The organism is Bacillus sp. V5-8f (assembly GCF_002863565.1).
Lineage (GTDB): Bacteria > Bacillota > Bacilli > Bacillales > DSM-1321 > Peribacillus.
In genome coordinates this window covers 56,981-76,862 of the sequence record NZ_PGUW01000007.1, presented here as the reverse complement: position 1 = coordinate 76,862, position 19,882 = coordinate 56,981, and the positions used below count along the sequence as shown (strand labels likewise).

22 protein-coding genes and 1 pseudogene are annotated in these 19,882 nt (G+C 40.5%); 11 read left to right on the top strand and 12 right to left on the bottom strand.

The annotated features are described in order from the left end of the window. Positions 1–33 precede the first annotated feature (33 nt). Positions 34–873 (top strand): EcsC family protein, encoded by an 840-nt coding sequence (locus CUU64_RS11170; RefSeq protein WP_374702716.1) that lies wholly within the window; start codon positions 34–36, stop codon positions 871–873. 189 nt (positions 874–1,062) lie between these two features. After that, positions 1,063–2,196 carry an alanine dehydrogenase gene (gene ald / locus CUU64_RS11165; RefSeq protein ID WP_101633708.1) on the top strand — a complete coding sequence of 378 codons (1,134 nt, stop codon included), beginning with the start codon at positions 1,063–1,065 and terminating at the stop codon, positions 2,194–2,196. Between the two features lie 34 nt (positions 2,197–2,230). Here ald and CUU64_RS11160 read toward each other — a convergent pair whose 3' ends face one another. Beyond that, on the bottom strand, positions 2,231–2,731 hold the full coding sequence (locus tag CUU64_RS11160) for a GNAT family N-acetyltransferase (RefSeq protein WP_101633707.1): 501 nt from the start codon (positions 2,729–2,731) through the stop codon (positions 2,231–2,233). Positions 2,732–2,887: 156 nt separating this feature from the next. Then, positions 2,888–3,700, bottom strand: coding sequence for a pyrroline-5-carboxylate reductase (gene proC, locus CUU64_RS11155; RefSeq protein ID WP_101633706.1), 813 nt, complete (start codon positions 3,698–3,700; stop codon positions 2,888–2,890). A gap of 308 nt (positions 3,701–4,008) precedes the next feature. On the opposite strand from proC, the gene CUU64_RS11150 reads away from it, so the two are divergent. Continuing rightward, positions 4,009–4,611, top strand: coding sequence for a DNA-3-methyladenine glycosylase (locus CUU64_RS11150; RefSeq protein WP_101633705.1), 603 nt, complete (start codon positions 4,009–4,011; stop codon positions 4,609–4,611). Between the two features lie 17 nt (positions 4,612–4,628). Here the strand turns inward: CUU64_RS11150 and CUU64_RS11145 are convergent, their stop codons facing one another. Beyond that, positions 4,629–5,294, bottom strand: coding sequence for an SOS response-associated peptidase (locus tag CUU64_RS11145; RefSeq protein ID WP_101633704.1), 666 nt, complete (start codon positions 5,292–5,294; stop codon positions 4,629–4,631). A 183-nt stretch (positions 5,295–5,477) separates the two neighbouring features. Here CUU64_RS11145 and CUU64_RS11140 point away from each other — a divergent pair, with 183 nt between their 5' ends. The 5 genes from CUU64_RS11140 (at position 5,478) to nagA (ending at position 10,333) form a co-directional block, all read left to right on the top strand. Further along, positions 5,478–6,386, top strand: a complete 909-nt coding sequence (locus CUU64_RS11140; RefSeq protein WP_257985491.1) for a putative selenate ABC transporter substrate-binding protein — start codon at positions 5,478–5,480, stop codon at positions 6,384–6,386. Positions 6,387–6,400: 14 nt separating this feature from the next. Next, a complete protein-coding gene (locus tag CUU64_RS11135; protein WP_101633703.1) occupies positions 6,401–7,150 on the top strand; it encodes a phosphonate ABC transporter ATP-binding protein in 750 nt (249 codons plus the stop codon). Beyond that, the gene (locus tag CUU64_RS22595) at positions 7,147–7,947 is read left to right on the top strand and encodes a PhnE/PtxC family ABC transporter permease (protein WP_101633702.1); all 801 of its coding nucleotides are present in this window, start codon (positions 7,147–7,149) and stop codon (positions 7,945–7,947) included. Before CUU64_RS11135 ends, CUU64_RS22595 begins: the two co-directional genes overlap by 4 nt. Beyond that, positions 7,947–8,807 (top strand): PhnE/PtxC family ABC transporter permease, encoded by an 861-nt coding sequence (locus CUU64_RS22590; RefSeq protein ID WP_101633701.1) that lies wholly within the window; start codon positions 7,947–7,949, stop codon positions 8,805–8,807. Before CUU64_RS22595 ends, CUU64_RS22590 begins: the two co-directional genes overlap by 1 nt. A 353-nt stretch (positions 8,808–9,160) precedes the next feature. Further along, positions 9,161–10,333 (top strand): N-acetylglucosamine-6-phosphate deacetylase, encoded by a 1,173-nt coding sequence (gene nagA, locus CUU64_RS11120; RefSeq protein ID WP_101633700.1) that lies wholly within the window; start codon positions 9,161–9,163, stop codon positions 10,331–10,333. Between the two features lie 22 nt (positions 10,334–10,355). Here the strand turns inward: nagA and CUU64_RS11115 are convergent, their stop codons facing one another. From CUU64_RS11115 to CUU64_RS11105, 3 genes are read right to left on the bottom strand one after another with little or no spacing between them, the layout of a single operon-like run. Then, positions 10,356–11,108 (bottom strand): ATP-binding cassette domain-containing protein, encoded by a 753-nt coding sequence (locus CUU64_RS11115; protein ID WP_101633699.1) that lies wholly within the window; start codon positions 11,106–11,108, stop codon positions 10,356–10,358. Between the two features lie 28 nt (positions 11,109–11,136). Then, the gene (gene ssuC / locus CUU64_RS11110; protein WP_101633698.1) at positions 11,137–11,901 is read right to left on the bottom strand and encodes an aliphatic sulfonate ABC transporter permease SsuC; all 765 of its coding nucleotides are present in this window, start codon (positions 11,899–11,901) and stop codon (positions 11,137–11,139) included. A gap of 19 nt (positions 11,902–11,920) precedes the next feature. After that, positions 11,921–12,937 (bottom strand): sulfonate ABC transporter substrate-binding protein, encoded by a 1,017-nt coding sequence (locus tag CUU64_RS11105; RefSeq protein WP_101633697.1) that lies wholly within the window; start codon positions 12,935–12,937, stop codon positions 11,921–11,923. A gap of 149 nt (positions 12,938–13,086) precedes the next feature. Between CUU64_RS11105 and CUU64_RS11100 the strand changes: the two genes are divergently transcribed. Beyond that, positions 13,087–13,587 (top strand): DUF3231 family protein, encoded by a 501-nt coding sequence (locus CUU64_RS11100; protein WP_101633696.1) that lies wholly within the window; start codon positions 13,087–13,089, stop codon positions 13,585–13,587. 76 nt (positions 13,588–13,663) lie between these two features. Further along, positions 13,664–14,881: an MFS transporter gene (locus CUU64_RS11095; RefSeq protein WP_101633953.1), complete on the top strand. Its 1,218-nt coding sequence runs from the start codon at positions 13,664–13,666 to the stop codon at positions 14,879–14,881. A 77-nt stretch (positions 14,882–14,958) separates the two neighbouring features. Here the strand turns inward: CUU64_RS11095 and CUU64_RS11090 are convergent, their stop codons facing one another. Further along, complete coding sequence (locus tag CUU64_RS11090; protein ID WP_101633695.1) at positions 14,959–15,570, bottom strand: YitT family protein; 612 nt, start codon at positions 15,568–15,570, stop codon at positions 14,959–14,961. Between the two features lie 366 nt (positions 15,571–15,936). Here CUU64_RS11090 and CUU64_RS11085 point away from each other — a divergent pair, with 366 nt between their 5' ends. After that, positions 15,937–16,257: a hypothetical protein gene (locus CUU64_RS11085; RefSeq protein WP_308302367.1), complete on the top strand. Its 321-nt coding sequence runs from the start codon at positions 15,937–15,939 to the stop codon at positions 16,255–16,257. A 170-nt stretch (positions 16,258–16,427) separates the two neighbouring features. Here the strand turns inward: CUU64_RS11085 and CUU64_RS11080 are convergent. From CUU64_RS11080 to CUU64_RS11070, 5 genes and pseudogenes are all read right to left on the bottom strand, one after another. Continuing rightward, positions 16,428–16,583 (bottom strand): annotated as a pseudogene (locus CUU64_RS11080) (sporulation protein YhbH); the annotation flags it as partial. A gap of 254 nt (positions 16,584–16,837) precedes the next feature. Then, positions 16,838–17,182, bottom strand: a complete 345-nt coding sequence (locus CUU64_RS22005) for a hypothetical protein (protein WP_257985505.1) — start codon at positions 17,180–17,182, stop codon at positions 16,838–16,840. Between the two features lie 135 nt (positions 17,183–17,317). Beyond that, positions 17,318–17,557, bottom strand: coding sequence for an Ig-like domain-containing domain (locus tag CUU64_RS23125; protein WP_142383625.1), 240 nt, complete (start codon positions 17,555–17,557; stop codon positions 17,318–17,320). A 314-nt stretch (positions 17,558–17,871) separates the two neighbouring features. Continuing rightward, entirely contained in the window at positions 17,872–18,846 is a 975-nt protein-coding gene (locus CUU64_RS11075) for a nucleotidyl transferase AbiEii/AbiGii toxin family protein (protein WP_180954558.1), read from the bottom strand. After that, entirely contained in the window at positions 18,833–19,468 is a 636-nt protein-coding gene (locus CUU64_RS11070) for a DUF6088 family protein (protein ID WP_101633693.1), read from the bottom strand. The genes CUU64_RS11075 and CUU64_RS11070 overlap by 14 nt, the downstream gene beginning before the upstream one ends. Positions 19,469–19,882: the final 414 nt, after the last annotated feature.

Sequence of the window (19,882 nt, the reverse complement as noted above, 5' to 3'; positions counted from 1 at the left end):
TATGGAGATTACTGAAAAGGGATGAAGGAATTGATTATGCTAGAATCTAAAGAAACATTGCGGATGTACTTGGAACAGGTAGAGAAGTGGGAAAAGGACCAAAAGGGGTTATGGTTCTGGGAAAAGATCGGCAGGCTGCCTTTTAAATTGCTGGATAAAATCACACCTGCATTCATCCAAAAGAAAATAGGTGCCCTTCTAGATGAGCTGGGCAGCTTTGTACAGTCAGGAGGCAGCTATTTATCGAAAGAGAAAAATATACTGAATAAATTGCAGGTACAGGCTCCTGAATTAATTGTTTCCAAAATTGAGGATGTTGAAAATGTTCCTTTAGCAATCATGGATGCTGTGTGTGAAGAAATACAAAAGACGAACAGCCAGATAGCAACACTCCAGGGTGCCACAACTGGTGTTGGAGGTATTTTTACACTGGCTGTGGACATTCCTGCCCTGCTGGGTCTTTCCTTAAAGACGCTTCAGGATATAGCGGTGGTATATGGATACGATCCGAGCAATAAGGAAGAACGGATTTTCATTATTAAATGCCTTCAATTTGCAACTTCCGATATCGTAGGAAAAGAGGCTATCCTGAATGAATTGTCTTCCTTTTACACAAGACAGGGAGACAATTCAAAAGAAGTGATGTCCCAATTACAGGGCTGGCGCGAGGTTATTTATACGTACCGTGACCAATTCGGCTGGAAGAAGCTCCTACAATTGGTGCCGGTCGCGGGGATGATTTTTGGGGCATTTACGAACCGTTCCATGATACAGGACATAGCAGAAGCGGGCCATATGCTCTACAGAAAACGGCGGATTCTTCAAAGAATGAACCAGCTAGAACGGCCGCCTGTTCAAACTGAACTTATATAAATTCTTTTGGGGTCTTACCCCTATTGCTTTAATCGTTAATAAGCAATGGAGACTAGTCCTCAGGAAGGAGCGTTTGTGAAATTACACAAACGCTCCTTTTTATTTTTTCTTTTTTTCACAATTATCTTTTTTTCTATTAAGACTATAATTTTCTTAAGAAGGTAAAGTTTTCTGTGGGAGGTATTTGATATGAGAATCGGTGTACCGAAGGAAATCAAAAACAATGAAAATCGTGTAGCCATCACTCCTGCCGGTGTAGTAGCGTTAGTAAATGCAGGCCATGAGGTATTCATAGAAAATGACGCAGGTACCGGAAGCGGCTTCCCAAATGACTCCTATCTGACAGCAGGGGCTATTATCGTTGAAAGTGCTTCGGATGTTTGGTCAGAAGCTGAAATGATTTTAAAAGTAAAAGAACCAATTCAAGCAGAATATAAATTTTTCCGCAAAGGGTTGATTTTATTTACTTACCTCCACCTTGCAGCAGATCCTGAATTAACAAAGGCCTTAAAAGATAGCGGCGTATTGGCTATTGCGTACGAAACCGTGGCCTTGAACAATACACTTCCACTTTTGACTCCGATGAGCGAAGTCGCAGGGCGAATGGCGGCTCAAATCGGTGCACAGATCCTGGAAAAGCCAAAAGGCGGAAAAGGAATCCTCCTTGGCGGGGTACCTGGCGTAAAACGAGGAAAGGTTACAATCATCGGCGGTGGCGTTGTCGGAACTAATGCAGCCAAAATTGCGGTCGGACTTGGAGCAGATGTAACAATCATCGACTTAAATCCTGACCGGTTACGGCAATTGGATGACATTTTCGGAAAACAAATTACGACGCTGATTTCAAATCCATATAATGTTGCCCAAGCTGTTGCTGAATCTGACCTCGTCATCGGTGCTGTGTTGATTCCAGGGGCTAAAGCTCCTAAACTGGTTACAGAAGAAATGGTCAAGTCTATGCCATCTGGCTCTGTCATTGTTGATGTTGCCATTGATCAAGGCGGAATTTTCGAAACAGTTGACAAAATTACCACACATGATAATCCTACTTATCTAAAGCATGGCGTCGTCCATTATGCGGTAGCGAATATGCCTGGAGCTGTTCCGCAAACCTCCACGATTGCGTTGACGAATGTTACCATACCTTATGCATTGCAAATAGCAAATTTTGGAGCTGTCCAAACAATCCGCCAGAATTCCGCACTTGCAAAAGGCGTAAATGTTGCGGGTGGCGAAATTACCTTTGAAGCAGTGGCTCGGGACCTTGGATATACCTATGTAAATGTAGAAACAGCTTTAAACAATGAGAATGTTAGTGCTTAATCATAGAATAGAATTTGCTCTAGCTAAGACCTGTTCACAAAGCTGAATAGGTCTGTTTACTTGTAGAGCTTTTCAATTGACGTGTTTCTAGTTCCATTAGCGATATAAAAATTCCCGGGCTAACCTCTATCTCCTTCACATGGGTGAATCCAAAGCTGTGATACAAAGACTTTGCCGGAAAATTTTTGGAACCAGTACTAACCATTACTTTATGATTGTAGTTGGCTACATGGCCAACTATAAAGCCTAACAGTTTTTTCGCGATGCCTTTTCTGAAATGACCGGGGTGCACCACAAGCCTGCAAATCTCTATTTCTGAATCCTGCACAATATACGATATAAAGCCTGCCAATTCTCCTTCAACCATATAACCAATGAATGTTTCATCACTTTTCATGATTTCGTCTATGGTATCTTTCAATTGTGGGATTCCATCAAAGTTAATAAGCTTGGCTTCGACTTTATATGCCGGAATTTGTATTTTTAATATATTTTCAGCATCTTCCTTTTCAGTGGGACTTAATTTTACTATCACTGATTTTCCCCCGGAAAAATATTTTTTGTTTCTCCCTTTAATGCAAGAGATAGAGAAACAGATATTCTCTTATCTCCCTCTCCTTCTAGTTAACCAGCGATATTTTTTGTTAGCATTACAAAGACCATTCATGTGGCCGTTGCCACTGCTCGCTGTTTAGCTGTCTTTTTTGGAGAGCATTTTGTTTTTATTAGTGCATGCTTTCATAGCTTGTAGTACTGCCGACCGAAATTGATTTGCTTCCAATTCAGCAACCGCTTCTATGGTAGAACCGCCGGGAGTACAGACAGCATCCTTCAATTCCCCTGGATGGGTGCCTGTTTCTAGCACCATTTTTGCTGCACCAAGCACAGCCTGTGCTGCCATTTTGTATGCCTTGTCCCTTGGAATGCCATCCCTGACGCCTCCGTCGGCTAAAGCTTCTATGAACATATATACATAAGCTGGCGATGAACCACTGATGGCCGGAACGGCAGCCATTAGCTCCTCCCCGACTAATTCAGTCTTCCCAAAGCTATTCAGCAATGTTAAGATCTCTTGTAAGTCTTCCCTAGAAACAGCTGAATTCACCGAAACTGCAGTCATGCCTTCTCTAACCAAAGATGGTGTATTCGGCATCGTCCTCACTACCTTGACTGGTATTCCAAAATCCTGTTCAACGGCCTGTGCTGTAATTCCAGCAGCGATAGTGACAATCACTACATCCTCTTTTATATCATCCTTGATTTCCTTTATCACTTGGCTATGCAAATTCGGCTTAACTGCCAAAAAAAGAAAATCGGCAAATCGGGCTACATCTTTGTTGTTTAATGTTCCTTTAACCTCCAGCTTCTTTTCGATCGCAGCCAAAGTTTCCGATCGGCTTGTGCTAAATATGATTTGGTCACGCTGTACCGTTTCGGAACCAAGCATTCCTTCAATCATTGCCTGTCCCATTTTCCCGCAGCCGATAAATCCAATATTTTTCATTCTCTTTTCACATCCCGAGCTTATTTTTCACGATTATAGAGGAAAAGTAAAAAAGTACAAAACCAGCAACGTTTGTAGACGTTTTAATTGGGATATACGATTATTGTAATATCGTTATAGTTATTTCCAATAGATAAAAAGGACAAACAGCTTATTTATTTTATCTCGGAGAATCGATTAATTAATTTTTATCAGAAAATACCTATATCTTGGAAACGGCTAAATCATATTGATTAGGACTCACAATCAGCGATTGGACAAATTTATCCCTAGTTTAACACATTCGTCACACCCGGAGGTTTATGCTAATGATAAACGAGAGCGCTAATATCGGTATGCCTCAACCAAAAGAATTTTACCAGGTGCCAACATTGGACCTTGCACGTGCTCTTCTCGGATGCATCCTCGTAAAAGAAACTCCAGAAGGGATAGCTTCGGGTTATATTGTGGAAACTGAAGCCTACATCGGTCCAGGAGACAAAGCGGCCCACAGCTTTGGCAATCGACGCACTAAGCGGACAGAGGTGATGTTTGGGGAAGCCGGCCTGATCTATACATATGTTATGCATACACATACACTGGTAAATGTAGTAAGCGCAGAAAAAGAAAAACCCGAAGCGATACTCATTAGGGCTGTTGAGCCTTGCCATGGCATACCACTCATGCAGGAAAGAAGGGGCACTCTTGATCTACGAAAACTGACAAGTGGTCCTGGCAAGCTTACGAAAGCGCTTGGTATCTCGATGGCTGATTATGGACATTCATTTACTGAGCCGCCGCTGTGGATTACAAAGGGGAAAAAGCCGGAGAAAATAGTTTCCGGCCCCCGTATCGGCATACATAATTCCGGAGAAGCAAGAGACTACCCATGGAGGTTTTGGGTGCCGGACAACCCTTTTGTCTCCCGTTAGTAACATGAACTGGGACACTACAAAGGGTTCAGGATTTCCTTTCCTTCATTTCTAGCATTATTAACGAATGTAGAAATAGGGTATGCAAGCATTTCTGTTGGTTTATACGGAACCAATAACCCGTTTAACTCAGGTACTGACAACTCAGCTTCATCCAACCAAGCTTCCTCAGATTCTCTTGTTAGGATAACCGGCATCCGATGGTGAATATCCTTCATCAGCTCATTGGCCTGTGTCGTAATAATGGTACATGTTTGAACGATTTGCCCTTGATGTTCCCATTCATCCCATAGCCCTGCAAAACCGAAGGGCTCCTGATTCTTCAAGTGAATATGATACGGCTGTTTGCCCTTCTCCTCTTTTTTCCATTCGTAAAAACCGTCTGCTACGATAAGGCATCGTTTTCGATTTAAAAGTCTCTTAAAGGTGGACTTTTCGTGTAAAGTTTCTGCCCGTGCATTAATCATTTTATAACCAATTTTAGAATCCTTTGCCCAGGCAGGAATCAATCCCCAACGAAGCAAGGATGCATAATTCCCATTTTCACCACACCGGACGGCCATAATATCCTCGCCTGGGGCAATGTTGTAGCGAGGGACCAATTCTAGAACTTCACTGTTCATCACCTGGAATCTTTCAGCTATCGTCTTTAATTCGGAAAAAAGATTATACCTTCCACACATTTCATTCCCTCCACTCTTTTTAGCCAATTCTACATAATTTCCTACAAGATTTCATGGATTAGCATTATTTGAAAAACTAATCGAGTGAAAATCACCGTTAAATAATCGAATCATTTGTAAAAGAAAGTAAAACGTGTAAAATTTAATAGTCAAGAAAATTTATTAGAAAGAGATGAGAAAATAGTGCGAAAAAAAATTATGGTATTTTTTAGCCTTTTGGTTATTATTGCGCTTGTTACCGGATGTGCCGGTAATGAAGAGCCAAAAGAAGAAGGAAGCACAGGCAAAAAAACCGATGAAGTTTTTAAAATTGGTGCGTTGCCTGACCAGAATGCAGCTGATTTAAGCAGAAGCATGGACGTGCTTGCAAAACACTTAGAAAAAGAAACAGGGCTCAAAGTTGAATATGTACCGTCAGTCGATTACGCTGCGCTTGTAACCGCATTTGAACGCGGTGAAATGGACATGGCATGGTTTGGAGGATTAACCGGCGTCCAGGCTCGCAATCTGGTTCCTGAAGCAGAAGCATTTGCCCAACGCCCGCGTGACAAGGAATTCCATTCAATCTTTATCGCGCAATCCGATGTGAAAGCAGAAAAATTAGAGGACTTAAAAGGCGTCAATTTTACATTTGGAAGTGAAAGCTCTACATCCGGCCATCTAATGCCGCGCTATTTTTTAAATCAGGCCGGTGTTGACCCTGAAAAGGACTTCGACGGAAAGCCGAACTATTCCGGTTCGCACGATAAAACCTATAAGCTTGTAGAATCAGGTGCTTTTAAGGCCGGCGTCTTGAATGAAGCCGTCTGGGAAGCAGCCGTCGCTGAGAAAAAAGTTGATGTAAACAAAGTTAAAGTAGTCTATGAGACACCTTCCTACTATGATTACCATTGGCTCATTAATGACGTGGATAACAAGTTTGGACAAGGGACTAAGGACAGTATGAAAAAGGCAATTCTTGATATAAATAAAGATGATGCAGATCTTAAAGAATTCCTAAGCTTGTTCCAGACAGATTCTTTCATCGAAACAAAAAATGAGAATTATGATACGATCGAACAAGTTGCCAAAGATCTGGGCATCATCAAATAGCAGGTGATAGCTAGATGGAGATTATAAAAGTAAATCAAATATCAAAAGAATTCGACCGGAAGATAGCATTATCTTCCCTTTCTTTTGGTATAAAGAAAGGCGAAACAGTCGCTCTTATCGGCCCGAGCGGTGCAGGAAAATCCACGCTCCTGAATATACTGGCAGGATCAACTAGCCCTGAAAAAGGAAACTACCTTTTGGACGGAATGCCGATCCAGCAATATAGAAGCCGTAAAGAGCTGGCCAAAAAAATCGGTGTCATCCGCCAGCAATTTGACCTGGTTCCTGCTCTTCCCGCTATCCATAACGTGCTGGCAGGCAGATTGGGAGATTGGAACTTTTTCAAATCCATGCTCTCTTTATTTATACCGCAGGATAAACATATTGCTGCTAAAGCGTTACAGCGAGTCGGACTTCTCGACAAGATGTATGACCAAACATCAAGGCTGTCAGGTGGTGAACAGCAGCGAGTCGCCATGGCCCGTCTTCTTGTACAAAATCCGGAAGTGATTCTGGCTGATGAACCTGTAGCTTCATTGGACCCTGCCCGAGCAGAGGACATATTAGCAATGCTCATCAAGCTTGTTGCGGAGGAAAAACAAACCTTGGTAATGAGCCTCCATTCGGTGGAATATGCGAAAAAGTATTTTTCAAGAATTATTGCAGTCCGAAATGGAGAAATCTTTTTTGATTTGCCTACAAAGGAAATCACAGAAGAGCATCTTTCCGGACTCTATTCATTAAAGGGGTTGAATGGGGAATGAAACAACTCCTTGCTCCGCTTTATGCACATAATAGATCTATTCTTACTCTCCTGTTGCTGGCCGCATTTATATGGAGCCTGTTTTCTGTATCCTGGAGCAAAGACCTGATCCACGCAGGTGGATGGGCCACAACCGTTCAAATATTTGAGGGATTAATAAAACCAGATCTCTCCCCCGAGATCCTTGCGCTTGCAATCGAATCATCATGGGTTACGGTAGCTTACGCAGTAACAGGCATGACCGTTGCGCTTATCATTGCATTGATTTTTGGCATTTTAGGTTCTGGCGTGTTATTTTCTTCACCATCTTTACGAATCTTTGCTGTTGGCATTTTTAGAGGGATTTTGGCGACTATTAGGGCCATCCATGAGCTTGTTTGGGCTCTGTTGTTTGTTGCAGTGATCGGGTTATCCCCTTATGCGGCCATTTTTGCCCTCGGTATTCCATATGGAGGGATTCTCGGCAGGATACTTGCTGATATGATCAATGATGTTCCTGAAGAACCTATCAATGCGTTGCGGGCTGCCGGTGCCTCAAGGCTCCAATGCTTGATTTATGGCTACCTGCCACTGGTGCGTGCCAATATGATCAGCTATACGATGTACCGTTTTGAGTGCTCGGTCCGCTCATCAGCGATCATGAGCTTCGTTGGCCTTGGAGGGCTCGGTTACCAAATTCAGCTTTCGCTCTCAGACCTTAATTATGATGAGGTTTGGACCTTTCTGTTCTTCCTGATTGCAATTGTCGTGTTGATTGATGCCTGGAGCAATTCTTTACGAAAGCGGCTGGTGCTGTGATGAAAAATGATATCCAAATCCCGCGTAAAAAACGAAGACTTTCATTTATTACCTTTTCGATCCTATTGTTAATTGCCCTTCTTGCTGGATCCTGGGGACATATTTTCTACGGAGAAAGAGCGGGATTTTTTGATCTGTTCAACGAACGAAATCTTGAATATGGCAAGAAGTTTTTCTCGGGCCTTTTCGGGCTGCAAGAGGAACATCCAGCTTTTACTGATAAGGAGAGCTGGAAGAATGCCTTGCTGCTCACGTATGAAACATTGCAGATGAGTGTGATGGCACTGGGATTTGCAACAATTGTCGCAATGTTGACCGTAATCCCAGCCTCCAGGACGATCGCCGATGGAACGTTAACTGTTTCTAAACGATGGTATCGCTGGATTTTGTTCGGAATTATTCGTGGACTCTATATTTTTTCCCGTGCGGTTCCAGAGCTAGTGTTCGCAATGGTCATCGTTTTTATTTTCAAACCTGGCATTTTACCCGGTGCGATTGCTCTTGCCCTTCATAATTTCGGGATCATCGGAAAGCTTTGTGCGGAAGTAATCGAGGATACAGATGCCAGACCGATCCGGAATCTTGTTTCTGCAGGAGCTTCAAACGCCCAGATTCTGTTCTATGGAATCATTCCAGCCGTGATGCCAAAATTCCTCACATACATTCTCTACCGTGGTGAGGTGATCATGAGAACCTCCATTGTTGTAGGGTTTGTAGGTGCAGGAGGGCTTGGGCAGCAATTCAAGCTGAGCATGAGTTATTTTCATTACACAGAAATCACCCTTCTGCTGATTTGTTATATCATATTAGTATTCATTGCGGATTTTATCTCGGAAGGCTTCCGAAAAGCGGCGCGTTAAGAGAGCGTTTAGTAAACTCGAAAACAGGATCTGCGTGTGCCTTCCAACTAAGAGGCACACGGGAAGACCTAATGACGAGCCTCTCTCATCTTGTGTTCTGCTTAAAAAAAATTCATATAATCGGTTAAAACAGCACCGGATTGGTGCTGTTTTCATATTAAATGAAACCATCTGACATTTGTTATACCCGGCTTACGGTAGCAAAGTACCCACTTCTGCTAAATTACATTCCCTAGTAATCTTACAATTTTATGGAATATAATTTCTACACTCATTATGAAAAAGTTACTTACGAAAAAGTTGAAGCTGGGACCTTTCTATTATTAAATAGGAGATAGCAAGGAGGGAAAGTTATGATTTCTAATAACAAAATCATGCTTTTGAATGTACAAATTTACTCAGAAAAGGGCATTCTTGATAAGGGTTTTTTACGAATAGAAAACGGTCGAATAAAAGACTTTGGCCCGATGGAAAATATGTCAGCAGAAAGTGGGTACAAGGAAATTTCCGTTCCTTCTACACATAAAGTGATTCCCGGCTTCATCGATATCCATGTACATGGGGTTAGTGGTGCGGATACAATGGACGCATCGGTTGATGCACTTGATACAATGGCTTCTAGTCTCCTAAAAGAAGGTATTACAAGCTTCCTGGCAACAACCATTACCCAGGACAGCGAGACAATTGAGAAGGCGCTCTTGAATGCGGGCATTTATATCAGCCAAAGACAATCTCCAGGAAAAGCAGAAATCATTGGGATTCATCTTGAAGGCCCCTTTATAAATCGTAAGAAGGCCGGAGCGCAGCCAGTCGAGCATATTACTGACCCTAATATTGAGATATTCCAAAAGTGGGAAACACTGTCGGGGAATTCAATCAAACTGGTTACATTAGCTCCGGAACTGCCTGGCGGAATGGAAATGATCCGCTATCTAAAGAAGAAAGGGATCATTGCCTCCATCGGGCACTCCGCAGCGTCCTATGGACAGGTTGCCACAGCGATAAAAGCGGGAGCCTCGCATATAACCCATCTTTACAATGGCATGACAGGACTCCACCACCGTGAACCGGGAGTCGCCGGAGCAGCGCTTTTGATAGATGAAGTGAAAGCGGAAATCATTGTGGATGGCCTCCATGTTAGTCCGAAAATGGTTAAGCTTGCGTATAGACAAAAAGGCAAGCACGGTTTGGTATTGATTACAGATGCCATGCGGGCTAAATGCTTGCCAGAATCATGTTACAAGTTTGGCGGACAAGACGTGACCGTAAAGGATGGTAAAGCCCTCCTTAATGATGGTACACTGGCCGGCAGCCTCTTACCAATGGATCAGGCTGTAAGGAATATGATGGCCTATACGAATTGTTCACTGGAAGAGGCCATTCTAATGGCTTCGGAAAACCCTGCAAGACAATTAAATATTTTCCATAGAAAGGGAAGCATTGGGATAGGAAAAGACGCGGATCTTGTCATTTTAGATAAGAATAACCAAGTATATATGACCATTTGCAAAGGGCATATCGTTTAAAAAGAACTGTTCCCGCTGTTTTTTATTTGGTTACCGCTGCCTGTGACTGTCCCCCCATGATATGGTCCAAGATTTCCTCCACATAATGAGCAAACGCCGGATGTGTCCGTTGCCTTGGACGCGAAAGGTGGATGGCCTTATTCAAAACAATCTTTCCATCCTCAATTAGTATGACCCTGTCAGCGATTGCGACTGCTTCCTCGACGTCATGGGTAACTAAAAGGGAAGTGAATTTTTTTTCCTCCCATATCCTTTCAATCAATGCCTGCATTTCAATTCTTGTTAGGGCATCAAGGGCCCCTAATGGTTCATCCAATAGAAGGATATCCGGCTTATGGACCAGGGCGCGTGCTAAAGCAACCCGCTGTTTCTGCCCTCCTGAAAGTTTTCCTGGCCAATCATTGCAGCGTTCCTTAAGACCCACATTCTCTAACGCCTGCAAAGCCTCTGTTTTCCACTTTCCCTTTAGCCCGAGCCCCACATTATCTAGCACCCGCTTCCAGGGCAGCAGCCTTCCATCCTGAAACATGATCCTTGCCTCTTTATTCAATTCGTTTAGCTGTTTAGAGTTTACTGATATGGAGCCACCATCATAAGGTTCAAGACCTGCAACCAGCCGGAGAAGCGTACTTTTACCACAGCCGCTTTTGCCGACAATCGCTACGAATTCACCAAACCTGATATTCAGGTCGATCCCTTTCAAAACTACCCGGCCATTATAACTCTTTTGAACACCGTCCAGCAAAATATGAACCTTTGGAATATGAGATATCATCTAATTCGGTCTCTCCTTCCATAAAACTTCATGAATTCCATTGAAGCCATTTTCCTTCAATCATCCTTGCAATAACATCGGACAGCTTTCCGAATAACGCATAAAGCACAATACTTAGGACAATTACATCCATTTGCATGAACTCTCGTGCATTCATTGCCATGTATCCAATCCCTGAATGGGCAGAAATCGTTTCAGCCACAATTAAAGTCATCCACATCACCCCTAAGGAGAATCGAATCCCCACCAGGATCGATGAAAATGCGCCAGGAAAAATGATCATCCAAAATAACGAAATTCCTGAAAGGCCGTAAGCCCTCCCCATCTCAATCAGCCCTTTATCTACTGATTTAATCCCATGATAGGTATTTATATATACCGGAAACAAAACACCAAGTGCCACAAGAAAGATCTTCGATGTTTCATCAATTCCAAACCATAAAATCACTAGTGGAATCAACGCGAGATGCGGGATATTGCGCAGCATTTGAATGGATGTATCAAACAGCAATTCCGAGATTCGAGAGATGCCGTTAAATAATCCAAGTAAGAATCCTATAATCCCTCCAATCAAAAATCCTGTTACGGCCCTGCCCAGACTAACAGAAATATGGTCAAGCAATTCCCCGGTTTTCAATAGCTCCACTGCAGCAAGAAGCACATCGAACGGGGAAGGGAGAACACGGGCTGGAATTGCTCCTAATGATGAAAACACTTGCCAGCTGACCAGGAGAAGGAGCGGGAACGCCCATGGAATGAAATGTTTTACACCTCGACTTATGCTCGATTTCAAGAGTGTCAGTCCCCTCTTTTTACTTTTTCACCATTCGTTCTTTATCCATCGCATTCAGCACATTGATTTTTTTCGGAATGATCTTCATTTCGAAGTATGTGTCCGCAATTTCTTGTTGTTCTTTCACAATGTCCTCTGTCAATGGGTCTACCCCATACAACCGTCGTTGAGCAGACATTAATAGGGATTGCTCATCAATTTTTAATAGCGGCGACATCATCTTTACTAAATCCTGGTGATTGGAATTTGCCCAATCGGATGACTTCTTTATTTCTTCTACAATAATATCCACTGCCTCACCGTGATTCTTTGTAAATTCAATGTTCGCCAAAAAAAAATCTCGATCAGTGGTCAGCCCTTCTCCGTTTACAAGCATACGGGCCTTTGAATGAATTTGTGTATCAGCAGTGAACGGATCCCATATAACCCACGCATCGATATTCCCTTTTTCAAATGCAACCCGTGCATCCCCAGGCTGTAAAAAAGATGGTTTGATATCCTCATAAGATATGCTGGCTTTTTTAAGTGCCTTCACCAACAGGAAATGTGAACTCGACCCTTTCGCAAAACCAATTTTTTTCCCTCGTAAATCTTCTAGCGATTTAATTTCAGAATCCTTGGGAACTAAAATCCCACTACCCTCGACTTTTGTTTTTCCGGCTGCTACATACACAAATGGAGCGTCAGCCGCCTGGGCAAAAATAGGTGGAGAATCACCTGTTCTTCCAAAATCGATGCTTCCCACATTCAGGGCCTCCAAAAGAGCCGGACCCGCAGTGAATTCCTTCCATTCTACATGATATCCCATTGGTTCGAGGCGTTTCTCCAACGATCCAAGGGATTTTAAAATGACAAGCGGCCCATTTTTTTGATAGCCAATCTTGATCGTTTTATCCTCTGAAATGCTTTTTTTCTGTGCCGATTCGTCTTCTTTTTTGTTTACCGTTCCCTCGCTACAGCCAGCAAGCAGAAAGCACGTTATGCAAATAAAACTGAAAATCGAAAACAATAGGGAAACACATTTTTTTCTCCTCATAAGTTTCATTCCTTATCGTTTAGTCTTTTGCTTTTCTAGCCTATGTTTGAAAAAAATCCTAGGTTCCTGTCCGGGAAAAAAAAACCTGTACATAAATTAATGTACAAGAGCAAAAATAGAAAAAGACAAATTAAGGAGGGATGAAAGTTATGGGCATTTTAAGTGGCAACCCAAAAGAAGAACCATTACATTCAGGGGAAGTATTTCATTTGTGGACCCATTTACATGGAACGAAGGAACTCTTGGTTACCCTCGAAGTATTAATCAACCATACAGGAGACAATGATTTAAAGATTTTGTTAGGAGATCTAAAAGATAACTGTATTAAGCAGGAAGAACAGCAAGTAGAGGCTTTATTAAAAGAAAGTGGAATACGCCTACCTCCAGCGCCGCCTGAGCGTCCAAATGTGGAGGTACAGGATATTCCTGCCGGGGCAAGGTTTAACGACCCAGAGATAGCGAGCATGGTCTCTAAAGAAATCACTGCTGGAATGGTAGTAGCCACCACAATAATGGGCATGTCCATCCGGGAAGATATCGCGGAAATGTTTGGAGAATTCCATACACAAAAGGCAGAATATGCAGGGAAATTATTGCGGATCAATAAGGAAAAAGGCTGGATCGTTCCACCACCATTAATGGCCAAGTAAGCCCTTCGGCGTCAGTCATGGGAAAAAATTTTATATAAAGGATGTGTACAGATAAGTGGCGTCCCAAAATAAAGGTATGACGATAGCAGCCATCGGATCAATCCCGCTGATTATGACACTTGGGAATTCGATGTTGATTCCAATCCTGCCTGCGATGCAATCGGAATTGAAGCTGTCACCGTTGCAGGTTAGTTTAACGATTACAGTATTTTCATTCGCAGCTGCCATTTTAATCCCCGTTCTCGGTTACCTTTCCGACCGTTATTCAAGAAAAGCGGTTATCATTCCAGCACTGATTTTATATGCAGTCGGCGGGGTATTGGCTGGTTTTGCCGCTTCCTCATTATCCTCACCATATCCTTGGATATTGGTTGGGCGCGTTCTCCAGGGGATAGGCGCAGCGGGCACAGCACCAATTGCAATGGCCCTAGCAGGCGATCTATTCAAAGGTGGTGAACAAAGCCGGGTCCTTGGGGTGGTAGAAGCATCTAATGGATTAGGAAAAGTATTATCACCTATTCTAGGTTCCCTGCTAGCAATCATGGTGTGGTATGCACCTTTTTATGCGTTCCCTATTTTTTGTATTATTTCCATTTTGTTAACATGGTTTTTTGTTAAAGAAAAAAGCCATAAGCAGGCTCCGCCTCCGTTTAAAAAATATGTATTGGGTATTAAGCATGCGTTTAGACAAAATGGCCGATGGCTTGCAGCTACCTATTTAGCAGGCGCCACTTGTTTATTTGCATTGTTTGGCATCCTCTTTTATTTATCAGATGTATTAGAGAAGCAGTACAAAATTGATGGGGTTCAGAAAGGGCTCATCTTGGCTATTCCATTGCTGGTGATGTGTACAACATCTTACATCACAGGAGCAAAGATAGGAAAAAACCTGGAATTAATGAAGAAATTGATTATCATTGGCTTCGCCGCAATGACTGTATCTTATGCTTTATTGGCTTTCTTTGAAAAACTTGTTCCTTTTTTGTTTATATTGGTCATCAGCAGTTTTGGTACCGGACTTGTACTGCCATGCGTAAATACATTGATTACAGGCTCAGTAGGCAAAGAAATTCGAGGCTTTATCACCTCTTTATACAGCTCGGTACGTTTTTTAGGAGTCGCGATTGGCCCCCCTGTGTTTACAAGACTGATCGCTTGGTCTCGCCCAGGCATGTTTATTTCCATCGCTACTTTAACCCTTATGGTCGGATTGTTTGCTTTCACAATGATTCACGTAAAAGGAAAAGATGGGGAGAAAAAGAAGAACACACCAGTAAGGTATCGATATATCTAAAAGATTGTTAATCGAGCATTCCCTCTTGGTGAATGACACTAAGTACAGGGATATTTCAAAAGCGGTAATTTCACCCGTTATTTTTTCCTCCAACCAATGGAGTAGCTTTGATAGAAGCCAACTTTACAAATGAAATCGACAATGATCGTGGATATCCATTGGCTGATAACAGCTTGAACGATGATTTCCCATTTTATAATGGAAGCTGTCAGGATAAAGATACAACCATTTATGAAAAAAAGCGGTTTACCAGGTAAAATACTTCTTGTATTAGAGATAATCAAGGCAATTACTCCTACTCCCCCATTGGAGACGCCTTCCCTGAGCAAAAGGCCCACACCGGCACCCAAAAATACGGAGCCAAGGAATAAGTCAACCCAAACGTTTCCTTTAGGGATAAGAAACGTTGCTTGAAAGGCAAATATAGCGAAAGAAGTAACGGTCATGGACATCATTGTCCACAAAGTCGCCCGGTTCCCGAGATACTTCATCGCGAGCATCAGCATTGAAAAGTTCACAAGCCATAGGGCAAGTCCGATATTTATATAAAAAAAATGGTTCAGTAGAACAGCGAGGCCACCTGCTCCGCCTGAAGGGACGGCATGGGGAAATAAAAACATCCCCATCCCGAATCCCTGAATGCTCCCCCCGGCCATCACCAGACTACATTTCCTCCAAAATCTCCACATATAACCCTTCCTATCTAGTAAAAATCCAGTGTAATATCCATTGATGGGGTCCAAGCCTTCCATCATAAGCATATTCAAAATTGTACTGCTATATGATTTATAAAAATGCACCCCAAAGGTTATTAGTCTAAATTATCGGGTACAGTTACTCTCCTGTTTCTCTTCAATTACACTGTGGTTTCCGGAAATTCAATATATGCAAAAATTTTTTTCTTCAACGAAAATAACCTTACACTTCAGTAACTCAATACTTGTTTTCCTTTTAGAAACGTTTTAGGTTTAGCAAAATAAAATAAGAAGCTTTTAAAAAGGAAAAAACGGGTATTAGAATGATGATCGATAAAAATTAAACGGAGGGATAAGGCTATGAACATGAACAAATCCACAATGAGACTTATATTGGGCTCCCTACTTTCCGTCGGCGGTACCGCATTAGCGATTTCAGGTTATAAAACAAGACAGAAACAGTCATTTAGTGTGCTGGCAGATACCGATATGAGGAATACCGTAAAACTGGACCACAAAGAAAGTGTAGATGCGGAAAAAGATCCCGCAGAAAGAGGGCTTACGCAATATGATTCCACTTTAAGATCTGAGTGGGTAGCAAATGGTTTTCCGCAGACAAATGAGGATATACCAGTATCAGAAAAAAAACCAGAAATAGAATCTGTATCTGTACGAACTTAATTTTTATGCCAACTAATTTGTCCGGAATGAATACTTAATTCAAAACAGGCCGAGTATTATCGGTCTGTTTCTTTAGGTTATAATTATTACTAACAAATACAAATAGGATTAAAGTACAAAATATAGTTACGTAAAAATTCCCGACAGGTATAGGTCCTGTCGGGGTAATTTCAGGCATATTGCTTTTTCTCCTCATTTTTAAAAAAGCTTTTCATTGCATGGAATACATCAGCTTTTTGCTTTAAGATATAGTAACGGAATTTCTCATTGGTGATGTTTTTATAGGCGCTCATGAGTGTGGAATGTCGATTATACTGATTGACTTGTTAACCCTATACACATAATGTGATATATGTTAGCCCCCTTCTAAATTTAGTGGTTACTCCATTAATTCTTCAAATACAACTTCGTAAGCTTTGTTTTCTGCTAGATCAGCTTTGGATGTAACAATTACATAACGTGAACCAGTTTCATAAGTAACTGTAGCACAACTACGTTACCAGTAGCTTTTTCTTTTAATTTTACCGTTTCACCAATAATTTTTGAAGCATCTACATTTGCACTAAATTGAACTTCGAATTTAAATGCAAAGTTTCCCACCAGAAGCAGTGATTTTAGGATATACATTAGTACCACCGTTTGCAGGAGAGAACGTCACAGTAACCGGAGTAAGTCCGTAGAAGAATTTAGCAAACGTGGCAGTAAATTTGTTACCTGCCAAGTCAGCAATCTCGTTAATCTCAGTTCCTAGCTCTAAACGGAATTCATGATTAGCAACCAAAGTTGGTGTTCCTACAGTGAATTCACTAACTGTCACAGATGATAATGTAACAGGTACATACTTACTGTCAGTATCATCGAATAATTTAACATTCGATGTATTAATTGTGTTCACATCGATATCTTTGTTAAATGTAGAAACAATCGATTCTGTTGAACTATCTACAACAGCACCATTTACATCAGTAGTACCATTTATACTGTCTGTATACTTGGCAGCACAACGATAGGATTATTAGCAACAGTAAATGTTGTTGTTGATTTGGTAACAGCTGTTTCTTCAGCGTTCTGTTAAAACATAGTCTTTGCCAGCTTCAAAAAGACCAGAATTTAGCTTCACTGTAGCTACTTTCTTAGTAACATCGTAAGAAACTGTCGCTAATTGTTTAACGTCATTCTTAGTTAAAGATACTGTACCAGTAGTAACAGTGGTTTTATCAACTTCGCCAGAGAATTTAACCGCGAAAGAAGAGTTTGCAGGAACATTATATTTAGCTGCCGCAACGCCATCAACGTTAATCGCACTTACACTTAATCAACAATCCTTTTATCCATGTGATTTTTCCCCCTATACTGCTAAGCTCTGATATGACTTACCTTTCCCCTAAGTAAAAATTATGATTAATCTCATTAGACTTGTTAAAATAAAGATAAATTAAAACAAGTAACTTTAAAGAGAGTTTACACAAAAAAAGACCTAACAGGCACGTTAGGAACTTGAGAGATAAATCTTTTATAATAAAAAACTGACCTAATACAAAATTTGATTAGTTCAGTCTTAACTATATCTTTTTTATTAGTAAACTTTAAAAACATTATTCTATGTATTTTATTTTAAACGAGGATATTTGGAGATTCTGGAATCTCCTCTGGAATCCAACCTTTTGTTAATATCTCTTGTAATGAAACAATAGCAGTCTCATAATCCACATACTTCGACAAGAACTCTCTTGTGTTTGTTTTATAATCAAATTCAAAAACCGCACTGTTAATAATATCCTCCAGCGCTTCTATAGGCTTATAGCCAGTTTGACAAGAATGCGTTTTATGTCCAGCTCTTCGTGTTTCAATAATTTTGCCAACAAGAGAAGATAATTCTTCTTCGTTTAAAAGACCACTTTGATAAATCTTATGTATATCGTAAATATGCCGTGACTTTCGATCATAGTCCTTATCATGATGGTAGTCACATAAAGCAAATAACTTGTCCACGAAAGTTCTATCAATAGATTGAATATTCATATAAAAAGGCTGCAAGTCAAATTCTTTAATCAATTCTGGCTGTTCTTTTTCTAGGAACTTTGTTATGTAATTACTGACAAGTTTTTTCTCGCAAGGATAGGGTTTATATGTAAGGGTTGTTTCGACAAGAATATGATCAAGCATGTGTATTTCACCCTCACCTTGATAGATTCGATTGTACCCAGCCTTATATTTATTAAAACTCCTTTTAGAATATACAGGTTCTGTTTGTTCGTCATTTAAGAAACTAAAGTCTAACTTTACGATTGTATCTTTAATCGCTGCAATCAATGGTTCTTGGCTTTTCCTTAAAGCCCCAGTGGTCAACTTATCTTCTTCAAAGTAAATTGTTAAATCAATATCTTCTGAAAAGCGATCAATCACGTTATAGCATTTAGAAAGAGAGGTTCCACCTTTAAATATGATATTAGATGCAACCTCTTGTAAGTTCTTTAAAAATAATGAAACATAATAATCTTTTTCAACTTGGAACGGTTGTAAGTTGAATTCAGAGGACGCTGCTTCAACTATTTCTTGAAATACATCTTTATTATTATGCAAATTCACTATATAGCTCCGTTTCTAGTACACGTACCATTGTTTTTTGTGGATAGCTACTTATATATTCGTTAAATTCTTGTTTAGTTATATTAACATCAACTAGATACTTCTTAATTAGATTAACAGCATTGATTAAAGGAATCTCACTTAAACGATCATATTCATTCAATAAATCTAATATTTGTAAGAGTTTATAGTTTCTCTCAGTAATGCGAGTTTTCGGCTTTTTTAGCTTAACAACTTTTTTACCAAATGTTACTTCACGTTCAGGTCTTTTAGTCTCATTAGTAACAATCGTTGTGACACTAGCCGTTTGAGATGTTATGCCAAGTTGATTTGCAAAATTAATCCCAGCAGTATAGCCTATTACATCTTTAGAGTTTGGTCTAATATACCTTCTTGTTACAACTTTATCAATATTTACACGCGGCTTCTTTAAAACACTGTTGGCTCTTGGTACATAATAAATACCTTGTTTCACCTTAATTAAAATTCCTTTATCAGCTAATCGTTTCAAATTTTGGCGTAACGCTTCATCGGACATATCTACTCGATTTTTTAAATCTTTAGTAAATACAGGTTCATCATACCCAAATTCATTTATAATGACCTCGTAAACCTTATTCACCTTATATCCCTCCTAACTTTATTATATCATCGAACACGATAAAGTGTAACGAATTTAAACTACATTATTCCCCAAACGTGACATTTTTAAAAGTAGTAAATAAAACAGCGATATATTGTAACATATTTAATTCAATTATATGCAATAAAAAAGTCCAGTATAATTATGTTTAGATTTAATTCCTACATTTCACGTAGCATTATCATATTCCACCTTTTTAAAAAAAGACTGCTAGTTCAAACTAACAGTCTTTTAGCTCAATCCCAATTTCTATATACCTGTTTTTGGCAAGCTAAATTCTACAGGATCTCTCTTCATCACATTTTAAATAAGCTGCGATTTAGTAGAAAGTTCTAAAGACATTATTTACCACTATCAGTTAATACCAGAGAAAAAGTTCATATACCTCAGTCC